Origin of the sequence: Kluyvera sp. STS39-E (genome assembly GCF_040932435.1) — a bacterium.
Taxonomy (GTDB): Bacteria; Pseudomonadota; Gammaproteobacteria; order Enterobacterales; family Enterobacteriaceae; genus Kluyvera.
The window spans coordinates 541,605-555,800 of the sequence record NZ_JBFQGA010000003.1 but is presented as its reverse complement, the minus strand read 5'-3'; the positions used below and the strand labels follow the sequence as shown (position 1 = coordinate 555,800).

Here is a 14,196-nt window from a genome sequence, read left to right as displayed (position 1 = left end):
GCGGCCTTATCTTCACTTCGAGAATGATTAATTCAGCGCGTCCATTCGTTTCCACATTTTAGCCGCGACTTTGCTGGCTTCAGCGAAAATAGGCTCACAATCGAAGGTGAACTGCCTGTCTTCATACACCATAATGCCGTTCACCATCACGCTGTGTACGTTGTTTGACCCCATACCAAAGGCGATATGTCCGGCGATGTTTTCAGCCAGCAGAGGGGTCGGTGACAAATAGTCGCTGATGGTCAAATCCGCCTTGTAACCCGCCTCAATACGACCAAACTTGGCGTTGAAGTTCCGACCAAGCAGGATATTGCCGTTGCTGAGTGCGCGGGCAAAATTGTCTGGCCACCATGCGCCACCGGCATCGCGGTGTTTGAAGAAAGCAAACTTCAGCTCCTCAAACATATCAGAGCCAATGCCGTCGGTACCCAAGGCCAGATTCCGGTATTCCGGCAGGCGATGGTTATAGCCGACATGATTGTTCATGTTGGAACGGGCGTTATGTACCAAAAAGCCATCACGATCGTTCAATATCTGGATATCGGCGTCGGAAAGATATAGCCCGTGGGCAACGAGCGTTTTGCTATCAATGAGGTCATATTCTGCCAGTCGAACCAGCAAATCTTTCCCGTAGTGATGGTGGCTATGGGAAACATCATAGCTGTCCTCGGCGGCATGGATATGCAAACCGCGACCGGTGGCTTTTAGCGCCTCTCCAAGCATCGATAAACCGTCATCGGTCACGGTGAACGGCGCATGCGCGCCGATATGCGCCTCCACCAAATAGGCTTCGCGTCCGGATTTGCGCGCTTGGTCAATTTCATGCGCAAAACGAATGTTCTCCTCGACGCCCGCCTGCATTTCTCTTTGTCCGCCGTTGCGGTCGGTTGTTTCGAAGCAGGTCATGCCCCGTAGACCAACTTTTAGAAACGCATGGCGCAGCTGGCTCAGCGAGCCGCTGATATAGCTGGGTGAGGCATGATGATCAATTACCGCCGTACATCCGCTGCGGATAGCTTCGAGCGAGCAAATTAACCCGCTGTAATACAGTGATTCTTCGTCCAGCGCGCGGTCGAGACGCCACCAGAGATTTTTCAGCGTTGAGATAAAATCAGGACTTGGCGCAATATTGGCTTGAATGCCGCGCGACAACCCTGAGTAGAAGTGGTTGTGCGAACAGACGTTGCCTGGCATGACCAGCCTGCCGTGCATCTCTTTGACGGTGGCCTGCGGATACTGGCTAGCAAGCCCGCTTCCTACAGCAAGAATCCCATCATTTTCAATGACGATATCGATATTCTTCTCCACTTTTGCCGGGTAAAGCTGGACGGCAGTGGCATTCTTCAGGATCAGGATACTCATGCGGCAACGGCTCCCAGAAGATAGTGATGATGATGGTAAACATGGCTGATGATGCGGCACATGGCGTCTAATTCCGCCGGGATCTGGGTAAATTGACCCTCGTTATCTAGCGTCATTCGCCACACTTTATTGTCTTGGCGGATGTGCACGTTTTGGTCATCCACAAGGAAGCCCGGGTTGTTGCTGTTGCTGAAATCCTGAGGCAGGCTAAAGACGGTAATTTTGTCTTTGTATGGTTTACCATCCCACGGGCAGAACTGGGCGCAGTTGCCGCATTCGTTGCAGAAGGCATCAAGGTGGAGGGTTTGATAGCGATTTTCGAAACCCGGTACGGCGATAGAGATATTGGCACGGTTTGGACAGACATCCACGCATTTGCTGCACACGTAGTTGCATTCAAGGCAACGAGCGGCTTCCTGCGTAACGAACGCTTCACGATCGTCTTTATCGACCTGCGCAATCGCAATCGTCCCTTTACGGCTGTAAATTTCTGAAGGGTCGACGTTATTCCAATGTTTATCGCTATGGTGACTGCGGATATTTTCCCGAGCCAGAATCACATCGGTAGCGCGGCGGGCGTTACTTATCGCAGAAACGATGGAAGACGGGCCACGCTGCACGTCGCCAATTAAGAAGACGCCAGAATGACGCGTTTCGCCATTTGCATTGACTTCCGGCCAGCCGTGTTCGTCCAATGGGATACCCATTGCCGCCAGCGCATCGCCATCTTGCTGTTCGCCGATAGCGGTGATCAGTGTATCGACCTGTAGAGTGCAGGTTTCATCGGTTTCTATTGGACGACGGCGGCCTTTTTCATCAGCATCTCCCAGCGCCATTACGCGAACGGTGAGGGTGCCGTCAGCGTCGAATTGCTCAGGGTTATTCAGAAAACGGAAATCGACGCCATCGTGAACCGCCTCTTCATACTCTTCGCGCCAAGCCGGCATTTCCTGCTGTGAACGGCGGTAGATGACCGTCGCTTTCTCAACGCCTGGCACACGTAGGGCGGCGCGAGCACAGTCCATGGCGGTGTTGCCCGCGCCAACGATGGCAACATGTTTGCCCAACTGTAGATTCTCACCCCGGTTGTATTCGCGTAGGAATTGCAGTGATTTACGCACGTTTTGGTTATCGCCGCGCAGTTTTACGCCGCTGTTCTTGTCGGTTCCGGTACCGACCAGTACATAACGGAAACCTTCCTGCTGCAGTTTGTCCACCGTCAGATGTGGGTCGCAGCCGTAGACAATATCGACGCCGTGGCTAACGACGAAATCAATATCCTGCTGGATAAGTTCACCCGGGATACGGAACTGAGGGATGATGTTACGGACTACGCCACCGGCGTTGGCTTCACGTTCAAATAAAGTGACGCTGTAACCTGATCGTGCCAAAAAGTAACCCGCAGCAAGGCCGGCAGGGCCTGCACCTATGACGGCGACCGGATGCAACGCACCGGACCCTGCTGGTTTATGCCAGCGGCGTTGGTATTCATCCCAGCCTTTTTCTAGGGCGATTTTTTTGAGTTCACGGATATTCAACGCACTGTCGTAATCAAGACGCGTACAGTTGTACTGACATTGGTGATCGCAAATATGCCCGGTGATGGCCGGCAACGCATTGCGCTGATAAATAAGTTCCAGCGCATCGGCATAGCGTTTTTCGCCCAGTAGGCGAATGTACTCTGGAATGTCCTGTTTGATGGCGCAAGCCGTGACGCAGGGCGCGACGTAGCAGTCGGTCACCGGCAGTTTTTCTGCAACACTGATGCGGTCGTTAGGCTTCCACTGCTTCTGGGTGTACTCCATGCTAACGGCTTTTTCCGCCAGCGCGTTGAGGCGTTTAACATCGACCTGAGTCATCTCCCAGCCGTCGGATTGTTCCAACTCGCGCATGCACTCGCTTAAGCGCAAATACCCGCCCGGCTTGAGTAGGTCGGTTGCCATGGTTATCGGGTGAATACCGGTCTCGAATATTTCGCGAATATTGAGCTGGCTAGCGCCACCGGAATAAGATATCGGTAATTTGCCGTCAAATTTGCGCGATAGCAGGGCGGCAACGTTAATGGAGAGTGGGAACAGCGCGCGCCCGGACATATACATTTCATCGCCAGGCAAAGCCCCTTTATGGTTTACGGTACCCAGCGTATTGGTAAGCTTGACGCCAAAACCAAGGCTTTTTTCCTTTGCCAGCGCCATCAGTCGTTGCAACATTTCCAGCGCTTGGCCGATTTTCAGATCGTGGTCGAAAGACTCTTCATTTAGGCCAATGTAGTCAAATCCGCAGGTATCGAGAATTTCGCGTACCCGAGGATAGCCCAGCAGCGTCGGATTGAGCTTAACAAACGTGTTAATCCCTTTTACTTCCAGCATGTAGCGGCAAATGGCTTCGATTTCATCCGGCGGACAACCGTGCATCGTTGACAGCGTGACCCCTTGAACCAGCTGCGCTGGAATGCGATTGACCAGCGTTTTCAGGCCCGGCGTCCCGTGGTTGGCTAGGAATGTGTCGTTATGCAGCCAGCGGCTTAGCGTTTCTTGGTACTCGGTGAATTTTGGATTTTTGCCAGCATTCATCATGTTATCGATGAACTGCTGCATTGGAGGCTGCTTGATGCCGTCGAGGTTGTAACCGACGCTCATATTGAAAATAAAGGATTTACCGGATTTCGTCGGGGTCAGCGGGAGAATTTCTTCGAGTAAATGCAGAATAAACCAAGCTTTAAGATATTCATCCGCAGCTTTCACCAGTGTGAACTCGGTTGACCATTCGGTGTTAAAGCATTCGTCTTCAGCATCAATACAGGGTTTTTCCAGCTCTAGGCGGTCAAGAATTTGTACCGTCTTCAGCTCGATAAACCGTCCACCGGTAAGCCACGAGGTAATAATATTCTGCGCCAACTGGGTGTGCGGGCCTGCGGCAGGCCCGACCGGCGTTGCGCAGTTTTCACCAAAGACGCTAAGCTGGCGGTGAACGACGGGCGAGTAGAACTGTTGTTCTGGAATACCAAAGATTGAACGGTGCTGCTGGTATTCATCAAAAATACGCGTCAAAAGCTCCTCAAATGGAACAGGACGCATGATATCTCCCATAACCCTCTCCTTAGACTTTCTTGTTAAATCACATAAGCCGACATTGTGGTAATTCCGGCGATTAAGAGAGGAGGAGCAACAATCACACCAGTTATTATCCAGCCGGATATGGAATTAAATATTTGTGAGTGGGATCTAAAGTTAATACATCTTTGTGAAATGACTCACAATCGCTTAATGCGAATTAAAATCAATCCATAAAACCATCCTCCGCTATTTATCAATAACGCTATCGGCTTATCAATTTGAGAATTTCATTGCTGTAGCGCGATTATTTAATCGGTCCTGTAGTCGCTTGAAATCAGCCGGGGTATCGATATCAAAGATGATTTCGGGATGATTAAGACTAATTCGGCGATGTTGGTCGGCTAGCAACCGCTGGCGTACCGTATTGCCTAGTCCCTGCTGCAAACTTCGGCGTAACGTTTGGCATTCAACCAAAATAGGGTGGCCTGGTATGCCTTGATATTCTGGCAGCAATGCACCATTAACGCGTTGTAACCAAAGAAAATGAAAGATTTGGGTGGCAAGGAAAGGTAAATCACCGTGGGTGATAAAACAGTAGTCATGGAGAAGCGCCTGGGCCCCAGTTTGCACTGAGGAAAGCAGCCCGCGCTCATAATCTGGATTATACACCACCGTAATTTCTGACTGATCGGAATAACGTTCGGCAAGTTCCTGATGGCGAAATCCTGTCACCAAAATAATATGCGAGCAAAACGATCTGGCGTTTTTAATGCTTGCATCAAGTATTGTGCCGCTTTCGCAAGGTAACATCATTTTCCATTGCCCCATGCGGGTAGATAATCCAGCGGCGGTAATAATACAGTCAACTTGTTTCATTTTCCCTCAGGGTAACGGATTGAAAAGGAATATATGGAAAATATACCGTGCGTTGCCGAGATTTTTTGTGATTTAAATGCCGATGTCAGCCCTTTGCTTATATCTGCCGTCGGTGCCGGCGGCAAAACCAGCACACTGTTGTGGTTGGCGGAGCTTTTTGCACAGGCGGGTAGACGGGTGCTACTAACCACCACCACCCATATGTGGTTACCGGAATCGCTGCCGACGCTAATTTGTCGGGATCCTTTAGCGCTGCCTTCAACGGTATGGCAGCGGCCAATGCAGGCCTGTTTCTCTGCATGGAGAGCAGATGTCGGCAAGGTCAGAGGCTTCTCACCGCAGGTGATCGATGCCCTAGTGGCGCAGGGTGACATTGACGTTGTGCTGGTTGAAGCTGACGGCGCTCACGGTTTTGCATTAAAAGCACCAAATGAGCATGAACCTTGCATCCCTCAATCCAGTTGTTGCGTAGTTGCTGTCATGGGGGCAAGGATGCTCGGAGAAATGCTTGGGCCAGCTAACGTACATCGCTGGCCACTTTTTTCCCAGATTACAGGTGCAGTGCAGGGAGACAGGCTGACTTGGCCTATGTTGTACCGCCTGATGAATCACCCGCTAGGGGCGTTTAAGGGCGCGCCCCAAGGATGCCGACGGATAGCGTTGTTAAATCAACTTTCTCAAAATGAGAATTTACCGTTGGGTGAGTTGATAACGCAGAACGCAGTGGACGTCATCTGGTCAGGAGCCGTTCAGCAAAGGCCGGCAATTACGCGCAGACGAGTGAGATAGTGGCTCCATTCCGGGGTGGTGAAAGGATATCCATTTGAGGTTGTTATGAATATTTTCTCAGAAGCGGCAAGACTCGAAGAACAAAATCGTCCGTTTGCGTTGGCTCAAATCGTAGATAGTCGTGGCTCAACGCCCCGGCATTGCGCTCAAATGCTGGTGCGTGATGACGGCAGCATCGTTGGCACCATTGGCGGTGGGATGGTGGAGCGGCGGGTAATCGATGAAGCTCTCAATGCGCTGCGTGATAAAACCTCGCGAATGTTTCATGGTCGAATGGCACGAACCGGAACTGATGCTGTCGGTTCAGACTGCGGGGGCGCAATGTCGGTGTATATCAGCGTCCATGGTTTACGCCCAAGGCTAGTACTGATTGGCGCCGGGCATGTAAACCGAGCGGTTGCCCAGTGCGCGACGTTGCTCGGTTTTGACATTGTGGTCGCCGATATTTACCCGGAAAGCCTTAATCCGGCACATTTCCCTGCTTTAACCCAACTTGTGCATGCTGACAGCTTCAGTGCCGCCGTGGATATGCTGGCCGTTCAGCCGGATAACTTTGTTTTGATCGCCACCAATAACCAAGATCGTGAAGCGCTGGATAAACTGGTTTCCATGCCAACTGCTTGGTTAGGTCTATTAGCCAGCCGCCGTAAGGTGCAGGTTTTTTTACGTCAGTTACGCGAGAACGGCGTGGCGGAAGAACACATTTCCCGTCTGCATGCGCCGGTGGGCTACAATATCGGTGCCGAAACGCCTAATGAGATCGCCATCAGCGTGCTGGCAGAAATTGTCCAAGTCAAAAACCAAGCCCCCGGTGGACTCATGATGGGCACTGAGTCGCCAACCCAGCCTATGCGGGTTGTTATTCGTGGGGCCGGTGATATCGCGACCGGCGTGGCGATGCGTCTTTGGCATGCGGGGTTCAAAGTCATCATGCTGGAAGTCGAGAAGCCGACGGTGATCCGTTGTACCGTAGCATTCGCACAGGCAGTATTTGATGGACAAATGACGGTGGAAGGGGTAACCGCTAGGCGAACCGCTTCGGTGAGTGAAGCCCTAAGGGTCGCCGATAACGGCGAGATCCCGGTCCTAGTCGACCCATTATGTGAAAGCTTGCGCGAACTGCAGCCCGGCTGCGTGGTCGATGCCATTCTGGCGAAAGAGAATTTAGGCACCCATTGTGAACTAGCGCCTTCGGTTATTGCGCTTGGCCCCGGTTTTTGCGCCGGAAAAGACTGCCATGCCGTTATCGAAACCAATCGTGGCCACTGGCTCGGACAGGTTATTTACCAGGGCTGTGCTCAGGAAAATACCGGTGTACCGGGAAATATTATGGGGCATACGTCAAAAAGGGTGATTCGTGCACCTGGGCCTGGCGTGATGCGTTCACAGGTAAAGCTGGGTGATATCGTAAATGAAGGCGATATCATTGCCCACGTCGGAGAACACGAAATCATCGCACCGCTTAGCGGCATGGTGCGTGGATTGTTGAACGACGGATTGGTTGTGGACAGTGGATTTAAAATCAGCGATATCGATCCCCGTGGGATTGATGCGGATTACACCAGCGTATCGGATAAGGCGAGAGCCATTGGTGGCGGGGTGCTCGAAGCTCTGATGACGCTAACGAATCAACGAGTTAAACAACAGAAGAAGCCGCTGGCGGTGGTTTAGGTTTCTTTAATTTACCCGGATTTAGCGTAGCAGCTTCATCCGGGTCATCACGTTATCCCTCAATGACGGTTCCCGTTTTACCTTCAATACCTTCTTTGGCTTTGCTGAGAACCGTGATCAGTGCTTTACGGCCCGGGCGGGAGCGTGCAAACGATGCTGCTGCTTCCACTTTTGGCAGCATCGAACCTTTAGCAAAGTGACCTTCCGCGATAAACCGCTCTGCATCGCCTAGCGTCAGCTTGTCCAGCCACAGCTCGTTCGGTTTGCCAAAATTGATTGCCACTTTTTCAACGGCCGTAAGAATAATCAACATATCGGCGTCAATCATGGCCGCCAACTTGGCGCTCGCCCAGTCTTTATCAATGACCGCGCTGGCACCACGCAGATGATTTCCTTCACGAACCACGGGGATGCCACCGCCACCGGCGGTGATCACCACATGGTGAGCATCCATCAGAGCTTTTACCGTCTCTTTTTCAATAATATCTACCGGCATCGGCGAGGCGACGACACGACGATAGCCGCGTCCGGCATCTTCTTTCATGACATAGCCTTGCCGTGTTAGCTGTTCGGCTTCTTCTTCGCTAAAGAAAGAGCCAATTGGTTTGGTTGGATTGCTGAATGCCGGATCGTTGGCATCAACCTCAACCTGCGTAATCAGCGTTGCTACCGGGATATTCATATTGCGTGAAAGCAGTTCTTCGCGCAGAGCATTTTGCAGGTCATAACCGATATAGCCTTGGCTCAGCGCCACGCATACCGACATGGGCAGCATTGGCGTATGGGCCTCAGTTCTGGCGGCCGCTTCAAAGGCGAGGTTTATCATCCCCACCTGCGGGCCATTCCCGTGGGTGACGACGACTTGGTGTCCTTGGGCAATCAGATCAACGATAGCCTGTGATGTCTGTTTTACGGCCTGCATTTGCCCAGCGAGATCATCGCCCAACGCATTGCCGCCAAGGGCAAGCACGATTTTTTTACTCATTGATTCCTCTCTTTATGATGCAATCCCGCCCGGCGGAAGCTGGGTGGGAGAAAAGGGTGCCCGGCGCAAGAAGCGCCCCTGACCGGCGATACCGCAAAACTTCCCGTTGCTGAAAATGACGCGACCGTGAGAAAGGGTATGGCGAATTGCGCCCTGGCAAATAAAGCCTTCCCACGGTGAATAATCCGCGTTGTCGTGCAGCATTTCATGACGAATGGTTGTGGTGCAGCGTGGGTCAATGATCACCACGTCGCCGTCGGCGCCTGGGGTGAGGGTCCCTTTTTGCGGCCAAAGACCAAACAGTTTCGCCGGATTGGCGCTGGTTAACGCCACGAATTTTTCAGGTGATATACGCCCGCTCATCACACCGTGGGAGAACATCAGTAAGAGCCTGTTTTCTACCCCGGGTAGGCCATTCGGGCAGCGGCTGAAATCGCCATGAGAGAGCTGCTGGCGCTGGGCCATGGAGAATGTGCAGTGATCGGTTGCCAGCACATCAATTGCGCCGTCGGCCACACCGCACCACAGTGCGTCATTATTGCTGGCATTACGCAGCGGCGGACTGAGCAAATATTTCAGCGCATCTTCACGCTCATAGCAGCGATCGTCCAACAGCAGATACTGCGGGCAGGTTTCCACCCACACCGGCTGGTGACGTGCGCGTGCCAGTCGGAGGTAATCAAGCCCTAACCCGTTTGATAGGTGGACGATATAAAGCGGCGCGTTACCAGCCAACTGGGCAAGATTTATCATCCGCGCAATAGCTTCTGCCTCGCACTCAAGTGGGCGACTAAGCGCGTGATAGCGCGGCGCAGTTTTGCCGGCAGCAAGAAATTCAGAACGCTTACGAGCGATAGCCGCATCGTTTTCTGGATGGACCGTGGTCAACGCGCCGGCTTGATGCAAATGGCGCATTGCCTGTAACACTTCATCGTCAGTGAGCTTGTATTGATAAGTGAGATAGAGTTTAAAACTGCTGATACCCGCTTCGACCATCATCGGGATCTCGTCTAAGATCGCATGATTGATATGCTGTATCACGCCGTGGAAACTGTAGTCGATAACCGCTTTATAGGCGGCGTAGCCGTGATAGGCCTCAAGTTGATGGCGCAGTCGACATCCTGCTGGCCCAAATCCCATATGGTCGACAACGGTTGTGGTTCCCCCGCAGGCGGCGGCGCGGGTGCCGGTAAAGAAATCATCGCAGCTGCGGGCAAGTCCGGTATCAATATTAAAGTGGGTATGGACGTCAACCCCGCCGGGCATAACATAGCAGCCATCGGCATCGATAATTTCGCAGGGTTGTTCGACGGTTATGTTATCGGCGAGCTGGCTGATTAGCCCATTTTCAATCAACAGGTCCTGCTTTGCCTGACCGTCGGCGTTGACGATCGTGCCGTTTTTAATCAGTACACGCATAGAATGCTCCAGACTCCCGTCGCGAACGACGGGAGGAAACGGCAGGATTTACTCGGTTGCCAGCCAGCTCAATGGAATTGCGGCATACATGGCAGCGCAGGTGACCAGATGCGACTTCCATGTTTTCTCGTTTGGCGCATGAGCTTCAGGTTCTTTACCCGGACCAAAACCGATGACTGGAATACCGTGGCGGCCCATAATGGAAACGCCGTTGGTGGAGAAGGTCCACTTATCGACGACCGGGGCTTTACCAAACAACCCCTCGTAAGCATTGCTTAATGCGCGTACGGTGAAGTGGCTTTCTTCGACCTTCCAAGTTGGGAAATAGCACTCAGTCGGATACACTAAGCCAGTCCATGACGGACGATCATAGTTATACATCGAGACCACTGCGTTGGCGTTCTTCACCGCCGGCAGGGCGCGGATTTCATCCAGTGCGCCTTCCCATGTTTCACCCCATGTCAGGCGACGGTCGATGGAAACGGCGCAGCTATCGGCAACCGCACAGCGGCTTGGGGAAGTGAAGAAGATTTCCGAGACGGTCAGGGTGCCTTTGCCGAGGAATTCATCGTTGCCGAGATTATGGGAAAGGCCCTGCAGTTCATTGAGGATCGGGCCCATTTTAAAGATGGCGTTATCACCACGCTCTGGAGCTGAGCCGTGACAGCTCACGCCGGAGACATCGACGCGAATTTCCATACGTCCACGTTGCCCGCGGTAGATTTGGCAGTCGGTCGGTTCCGTACTGACCACAAATTCCGGACGAATGCCAGACTGCTCAATGATGTACTGCCAGCATAGTCCGTCGCAGTCTTCTTCCTGTACGGTTCCGGTTACCAGCAGGGTGTATTCATCCTCTAAACCGAGATCTTTGATGATTTTGCCCGCATAGACCATTGATGCCATGCCGCCTTCTTGGTCAGAAGCGCCACGGCCACCGATCAGTTCATCAGTTTCCATACCTTCGTACGGGTCAAAGCTCCAGTTCTTAATGTTACCGATGCCGACGGTATCGATGTGTGCATCCATCGCGACGAGTCTTGGGCCGTGGCCAATATAGCCCAGCACGTTACCCATTGGGTCAATCTCAACTTTGTCAAAGCCGACTTTTTCCATCTCTTCTTTAATACGGTGCACAACGCGCTTTTCGTCGCAGCTTTCGCTCGGAATTGCAATCATGTCGCGCAGGAAACGGGTCATGTCCTGCTGGTAGTGGTTGGCTTTTTCAACGATCAGTTTAAAAGGAATATGTTTAGCCATGAGGATGTTCTCCAGTTCTAAATTTGTAGGAATTTACAGTGCTGCCGGATGCTTGCCTTCCCAGACGACTTCCCGGTAGTGTTTGACGTCGGTGTCGCCTTCAGTGCTGATGACCAGCACGATGGAGTTGCTATCCAACTGCAGTTTGTTCATGAGCGCATCGCGCTGTGGGTGATAATGGACTGCCGCCAATATGCCAAGGCCGACGGCGCCAGATTCGCCGGAAATCACGCGAGGATCGCTACCTAGCGGGTTGCCCAATACACGCATGCCGAGAGCGGCGACAGCGTCCTGGCAGGAGATAAACTGCGTTGCACAGTTGCGTAAAACCTCCCAACCGAGTGGGTTTGGCTCACCGCAGGCGAGACCCGCCATGATGGTCGCCATATCGCCACCGACGTTGACTATCTGGCCTTTAACGCCAGAACGGTAGAGACAATCGGCCTGTTCAGGTTCGACGATAATTGAGTGCAGATGCTCGGCGCCGTAGACGTCGACGAGATAACCCAATACTCCACCCGCCAAAGCCCCAACGCCCCCCTGCAGGAAAACGTGAGTAGGGCGCGTACCCATAGCGGTCATCTGCTCAACGGCTTCATCGGCAAGCGTGGCATAGCCTTGCATGATCCATGTTGGGATCTTGGTGTAACCGTCCCAGGCGGTATCTTGTACCACTTCCCAGCCGTTCTTCTTGGCGGTTTGCATGGTAAAACGGACGGTATCGTCGTAGTTCATATCCGTCACGATACATTCGGAACCTAAGCGTAATATGGCATCAACGCGCTCTTGCGCAGAGCCTTTCGGCATATAAACCACCGCGTTCTGCCCAAGCTGTTGTGCCGCCCACGCTACGCCACGCCCGTGGTTTCCATCGGTTGTCGTGGCAAAAGTCATTTTCTCGGTAATGCGTGTCTTCAGTTCGTCGAGGGAGAGTTCATCGATGGCCAACTGGTATTTTTCGCATAGCAGTCGGGCAATGGCGTAGGAACCGCCAAGCATTTTGAAGGCGTTCAGGCCAAAACGTTGCGACTCATCCTTGACGAGGATCTTTTGTACGCCAATGAGTGCCGCAAGTTCGTTAAGGGCATACAGCGGGGTTGGCTTATAACCCGCAATTTTTTGATGGAAAAAACGCGCTTGCTGCGCTTGTTGGCGAGAAAATAGCGGGGAGGTTTCGCCGCTAAAAAAGCGGTTATCTGCAACATCCATTTTCAGCGAGAAAGCAGACATACTCTGTCCTTATTCATCATGATGAGATTAGCGGGCTGGCCAGAAGGCCAGCCATGTGGGTTATTTGATCCGTTTTTCGGCGTCTTTGAGCAGTTGTTCAAGCAGTACGCCAGGTTTGGCGTATTTACGGCAGAGGATCATCGCGGCGATGATATAGGGCTTCCAGCTCGCTTCTTTGTAGGTTGCGATACGGTACTTCTCAAATACCGCTTCGGTGACTTCACCTTCTTTACAGGAGACGCCGCTAATATCAGCGGGCAGGCAGTGCATATACAGCGCTTCGCCGTTATGGGTTTTCGCCATCATTTCTTCGGTGCAGTGCCAGTCTTTGTGCTGGGCATTTTGTGCGAGGCAGGCTTTTTCTAACGCTTTAAGACCATCGTGGTCGTTAGCGCGCAGCAGCTCGGTACGCTGCTCCATAACCTGATACGGTGCCCATGATTTTGGATAAACGATATCCGCATCTTTGAAAGCCTCAGCCATGTCGGTCACCTGGCGGAAGCTGCCGCCAGAGGTTTTAGCATTCCGTTTAGCGACTTCAATAACGTCCGGAATAAGGTCATAACCTTCTGGATGCGCTAAGGTCACGTCCATACCAAAGCGGGTCATCAGCCCGATAATGCCCTGTGGCACAGAAAGTGGCTTGCCGTAGCTTGGGGAATAGGCCCACGTCATGGCGATTTTTTTGCCTTTCAGGTTTTCCAGCGAGCCAAAGTGTTCACGTAGCCAAGCCAGATCCGCCATCGCCTGTGTTGGATGGTCAATATCGCACTGGAGGTTGATGAGCGCCGGACGCTGCGGCAGTACCCCTTGTTTGTGGCCGTCATCCAGCGCTTCACCGACTTCACGCATATAGGCGTTACCAGCGCCGAGATACATATCGTCGCGAATACCAATGGCATCAGCACAGAATGAAATCATGTTGGCGGTTTCACGCACCGTTTCGCCGTGCGCGATTTGCGATTTACCTTCGTCCAGATCCTGCTGCGCCAGCCCTAACAGATTGAGTGCTGAAGCATAAGAGAAGCGGGTGCGCGTGGAGTTATCACGGAATACTGAGATGCCCAAACCACTGTTGAAAACTTTCGTCGCAATGTTTTCAGCACGCAGCGCTTTTAATGTTTCAGCAACATCTAGAACCTGTTTTAATTCGTCGGGAGACTGCTCCCACGTCAGTAAAAAGTCCTTCTCGTGAAGATTAGAGTTAAGTTTGTTGATATCCTTTATCAGGTCGTTAACTGTTTTCATTATGCAATCCTGGGAGTGAATGACGGGCTTATTGATTGCTGGTTGCCACCTCAGTAGACATCAGCACTGTATTTCTACTAACAATAAACGTGCCAATTTCCATGAGGCAGATTGAATTCCTGAAAAATGGTATTTTTATGCGAGAGATATCACAAAACAAAACCTATTATACGATAACCGTCAGAATAGAATGATTCATCAGTTCGTTATATCTATATATATATAGCGAATTGGTGTCAGACGCGGCGGTATAAATATCGTCAAATTGATAAAAGCAGCGGAGTAATTATCATATTGATA

General features: G+C 52.0%; 10 protein-coding genes. 2 read left to right on the top strand and 8 right to left on the bottom strand.

Going from position 1 to position 14,196, the window contains the following annotated elements; translation table 11 throughout:
* Window positions 1-27: 27 nt before the first annotated feature.
* The 3 genes from ssnA to AB4K05_RS09180 all read right to left on the bottom strand — a co-directional run bounded on the left by ssnA (window position 28) and on the right by AB4K05_RS09180 (window position 5,294).
* On the bottom strand, window positions 28-1,362 hold the full coding sequence (ssnA, locus tag AB4K05_RS09190) for a putative aminohydrolase SsnA (protein ID WP_368479665.1): 1,335 nt from the start codon (window positions 1,360-1,362) through the stop codon (window positions 28-30).
* Complete coding sequence (ygfK, locus tag AB4K05_RS09185; RefSeq protein WP_368479664.1) at window positions 1,359-4,451, bottom strand: putative selenate reductase subunit YgfK; 3,093 nt, start codon at window positions 4,449-4,451, stop codon at window positions 1,359-1,361. Before ygfK ends, ssnA begins: the two co-directional genes overlap by 4 nt.
* Window positions 4,452-4,691: 240 nt before the next feature.
* The gene (locus AB4K05_RS09180; RefSeq protein WP_368479663.1) at window positions 4,692-5,294 is read right to left on the bottom strand and encodes an NTP transferase domain-containing protein; all 603 of its coding nucleotides are present in this window, start codon (window positions 5,292-5,294) and stop codon (window positions 4,692-4,694) included.
* 33 nt (window positions 5,295-5,327) lie between these two features.
* Here AB4K05_RS09180 and yqeC point away from each other — a divergent pair, with 33 nt between their 5' ends.
* Window positions 5,328-6,083 (top strand): selenium cofactor biosynthesis protein YqeC, encoded by a 756-nt coding sequence (gene yqeC, locus AB4K05_RS09175; RefSeq protein ID WP_368479662.1) that lies wholly within the window; start codon window positions 5,328-5,330, stop codon window positions 6,081-6,083.
* Window positions 6,084-6,128: 45 nt separating this feature from the next.
* The gene (gene yqeB, locus AB4K05_RS09170; RefSeq protein WP_368479661.1) at window positions 6,129-7,754 is read left to right on the top strand and encodes a selenium-dependent molybdenum cofactor biosynthesis protein YqeB; all 1,626 of its coding nucleotides are present in this window, start codon (window positions 6,129-6,131) and stop codon (window positions 7,752-7,754) included.
* Between the two features lie 52 nt (window positions 7,755-7,806).
* Here yqeB and arcC read toward each other — a convergent pair whose 3' ends face one another.
* The 5 genes from arcC to ygeW are packed head-to-tail and all read right to left on the bottom strand — an operon-like array spanning window position 7,807 to window position 13,896.
* Window positions 7,807-8,739, bottom strand: coding sequence for a carbamate kinase (gene arcC / locus AB4K05_RS09165; RefSeq protein ID WP_368479660.1), 933 nt, complete (start codon window positions 8,737-8,739; stop codon window positions 7,807-7,809).
* Window positions 8,740-8,751: 12 nt separating this feature from the next.
* Window positions 8,752-10,158: a dihydropyrimidinase gene (hydA, locus tag AB4K05_RS09160; RefSeq protein ID WP_368479659.1), complete on the bottom strand. Its 1,407-nt coding sequence runs from the start codon at window positions 10,156-10,158 to the stop codon at window positions 8,752-8,754.
* 48 nt (window positions 10,159-10,206) lie between these two features.
* Entirely contained in the window at window positions 10,207-11,418 is a 1,212-nt protein-coding gene (locus tag AB4K05_RS09155; protein WP_368479658.1) for a YgeY family selenium metabolism-linked hydrolase, read from the bottom strand.
* A 33-nt stretch (window positions 11,419-11,451) separates the two neighbouring features.
* Window positions 11,452-12,648 carry a diaminopropionate ammonia-lyase gene (gene dpaL, locus AB4K05_RS09150; RefSeq protein WP_368479657.1) on the bottom strand — a complete coding sequence of 399 codons (1,197 nt, stop codon included), beginning with the start codon at window positions 12,646-12,648 and terminating at the stop codon, window positions 11,452-11,454.
* 60 nt (window positions 12,649-12,708) lie between these two features.
* Entirely contained in the window at window positions 12,709-13,896 is a 1,188-nt protein-coding gene (gene ygeW / locus AB4K05_RS09145) for a knotted carbamoyltransferase YgeW (RefSeq protein ID WP_368479656.1), read from the bottom strand.
* Between the last annotated feature and the right edge of the window lie 300 nt (window positions 13,897-14,196).

Excerpts from the sequence above, each read along its gene's own strand:
- ssnA (WP_368479665.1), bottom strand. The coding sequence starts at position 1,362 with ATGAGTATCCTGATCCTGAAGAATGCCACTGCCGTCCAGCTTTACCCG.
- ygfK (WP_368479664.1), bottom strand. The coding sequence starts at position 4,451 with ATGGGAGATATCATGCGTCCTGTTCCATTTGAGGAGCTTTTGACGCGT.
- AB4K05_RS09180 (WP_368479663.1), bottom strand. The coding sequence starts at position 5,294 with ATGAAACAAGTTGACTGTATTATTACCGCCGCTGGATTATCTACCCGC.
- yqeC (WP_368479662.1), top strand. The coding sequence starts at position 5,328 with ATGGAAAATATACCGTGCGTTGCCGAGATTTTTTGTGATTTAAATGCC.
- yqeB (WP_368479661.1), top strand. The coding sequence starts at position 6,129 with ATGAATATTTTCTCAGAAGCGGCAAGACTCGAAGAACAAAATCGTCCG.
- arcC (WP_368479660.1), bottom strand. The coding sequence starts at position 8,739 with ATGAGTAAAAAAATCGTGCTTGCCCTTGGCGGCAATGCGTTGGGCGAT.
- hydA (WP_368479659.1), bottom strand. The coding sequence starts at position 10,158 with ATGCGTGTACTGATTAAAAACGGCACGATCGTCAACGCCGACGGTCAG.
- AB4K05_RS09155 (WP_368479658.1), bottom strand. The coding sequence starts at position 11,418 with ATGGCTAAACATATTCCTTTTAAACTGATCGTTGAAAAAGCCAACCAC.
- dpaL (WP_368479657.1), bottom strand. The coding sequence starts at position 12,648 with ATGTCTGCTTTCTCGCTGAAAATGGATGTTGCAGATAACCGCTTTTTT.
- ygeW (WP_368479656.1), bottom strand. The coding sequence starts at position 13,896 with ATGAAAACAGTTAACGACCTGATAAAGGATATCAACAAACTTAACTCT.